The sequence below is a fragment of the Mitsuaria sp. TWR114 genome (assembly GCF_007997345.1).
Genome location: NZ_VOSR01000712.1, coordinates 1 through 1,641 on the forward strand (window position 1 = coordinate 1; position 1,641 = coordinate 1,641).

Annotated in this window: 1 protein-coding gene and 1 pseudogene; both read left to right on the forward strand. The window is 72.6% G+C overall.

Annotated features, from left to right (window positions below):
• A pseudogene (locus FUT87_RS29235) lies at positions 1-324 on the forward strand (thioredoxin family protein); the annotation flags it as partial.
• A gap of 138 nt (positions 325-462) precedes the next feature.
• Positions 463-1,641, forward strand: a 1,179-nt coding sequence (locus tag FUT87_RS22915; protein ID WP_147242504.1) for a serine/threonine-protein kinase, incomplete at its 3' end; no start/stop codon positions are given.

A 1,641-nucleotide genomic window follows, 5' to 3' on the forward strand; every position in this document is an offset into this window, starting at 1 on the left:
GGCCAGCAGGGCCATGTGGACGGGCCGACCGCGCTCAAGCTGAACAAGGACCGCGGCGCCGCGCCGACGCAGGTGCTGCTGGACCCGAGCGGCCAGATCGGCAAGAGCTACGGCGCGCAGACCTCGCCCCACCTGTTCATCGTCAACCCGCAGGGCGTGCTGGTCTACAAGGGCGGCATCGACAGCATCGCCACCGCCAAGGTCGACGACATCCCCAAGGCGGATCCCTACGTGAAGACCGCGCTGGGCGAGCTGGCCGCCGGCAAGAAGATCACGCACGCCAGCACCAAGCCCTACGGCTGCTCGATCAAGTACGGCAGCTGACGCGGCGATCGCCGCGCCACGCGCCGATCTGTCGCTTTCTTCCGTTTCCGGCCGCATTCGTCGCGGTACTGGCGCCGACGCGACGCGGTGCCGGGCTGGTCTCCCGTTACAGTCCGTCGACAACCGAGAGCGGACGGGATGACGGACAGACGAGCGTGGGAGGCGGCCGATCCAGAGGCCTGGCAGGCGGAGCGGACGATCCATCAGGGTCAGCGGAGCGAGGTCCTCCAGGTCGGCGACGGCCGGGGCGGGCGGGCGCTGCTCAAGCGCCTGCGCGACGCCCGGCCGGACGCGGCCGCCATCGCCCGGCTGCGCCGCGAATATGAACTGGCCCAGCGCCTGGATCCCGCCTTCGTGCTGCGACCGCGCGCGCTGGTCGAGCATGACCAGCGTCCCGCGCTGTTGCTGCCCGAGCTGGAAGGCGAGACGCTGCGGCAGCGCCTGCGGCGCGGCACGCTGGACAACGACGCGCTGATCCGGATCGCGCTGGATCTGGTGGAGGCGCTGCAGCACCTGCATGGCCAGGGTCTGATCCATCGCAACCTCGGGCCGGGCCAGGTGCTGCTGCTGCCCGGCGCGGGCCGCGAGGCCGGCCGGACGCTGATCGCGGACCTCGGCCTGGCCGCCGAGATCGAGCGGGAACGGCCGCTGGTCCAGCGCGCCGAGCTGATCGAGGCTTCGCTGGCGACGCTGGCGCCCGAGTTGACCGGCCGGATGAGCCGCGATGTCGACTACCGCGCGGACTTCTACAGCCTCGGCGCCACGCTGCTGGAGGCGCTGACCGGCGCGCCGCCCTTCAGCGTCGACGATCCGGCGCGGGCGGTGCATGCGCACCTGGCGCTCGCCGCGCCGATGGCGACCAGCCGCAATCACCAGGTCTTCGCGCCGCTGGCTCAGGTGGTCGCCCACTGCCTGCACAAGGAGCCGGAAAGCCGCTACCAGAGCCATCAGGCCCTGCGCCAGGACCTGCAACTCTGCCAGGCGGCGCTGGCACAGGGCCGCGACCTGCCCGGCTTCGAACCCGGCCATGGCGATGCCGCCGTGCGCTTCCAGCCCAGTGGCCGGCTCTACGGTCGCGAGTCGGCGCAGGCGCAGCTCGGGCAGGCCTTCGACGAGGCCGCGTCGGGCCTGGCCGGCGGGCCGGGGCTGGTGGCCGTGGCAGGCTTCTCCGGCATCGGCAAGACCGCGCTGGTGCTGGCCGCGCAGCGCAGCCTGCTTGCCCAGCGCGGCCACTTCGCCGCCGCCAAGTTCAACCAGTACGGCCAGGACCGGCCCTACGGTCCGCTGCTGCACCTGCTGCAGCAGCGCGCGGCGCAG